This window comes from Verminephrobacter aporrectodeae subsp. tuberculatae At4, from assembly GCF_000193225.1.
Classification (GTDB): domain Bacteria; phylum Pseudomonadota; class Gammaproteobacteria; order Burkholderiales; family Burkholderiaceae_C; genus Acidovorax; species Acidovorax aporrectodeae.
The window spans coordinates 1-535 of record NZ_AFAL01000586.1; the positions used below are offsets into that span (position 1 = coordinate 1).

A 535-nucleotide genomic window follows, 5' to 3' on the forward strand; every position below is an offset into this window, starting at 1 on the left:
CGCTGCTCACGGTGATGGCCGCCGTGCCTGCGGCGGTGTTCACCGTAAAGCCTGCATTGCCCGCGAGCGCTGCCCCGTCCAGGGTGCCCGCTTCCGTGTACGTGAGCACCAGCTGGTTGCCGGTGACCGTGGCGGTGTTGATCACCGGGGCCGTGGTGTCGGCTGCTGGCGTGTTGTTGAGCACCGCGGTGGCCGCAAAGCTGGCCGCGTCTTGGCCGTAAATGTCCTGTATTGCGTGGGTGTCGTCGTAGGCCACTCTGGGGTCGGCGTAGGCGACGGTCACTGACTGGCCCTGGGTGACCGCGGTGGCCAGCGTCAGCGTCACGGTCTTGGCCTCGGCATTCACGACGACGTCGCGGACGGCCCGGGCGGTGCCAGCGACGAGCACCGTAAAAGCCCCCGTGGCCGGCTTGTTGGTCGCGTCCAGGTTGCTGGCGTCAATGAAACTGAGCACCAGTTGGTCGCCGTTGACCCTGGGGCGTTGCGTCTCGTCAGTGGTGATCAACACCGGGGCCACGATGTCCGTGCGCACCGC

General features: G+C 67.5%; 1 protein-coding gene. It reads right to left on the minus strand.

All coding sequences use genetic code 11. From position 1 onward, the window contains the following. The coding region (locus tag VTU_RS28295) for a SwmB domain-containing protein (RefSeq protein WP_265597345.1) at window positions 1–508 on the minus strand (508 nt) is incomplete at its 3' end. Window positions 509–535 lie beyond the last annotated feature (27 nt).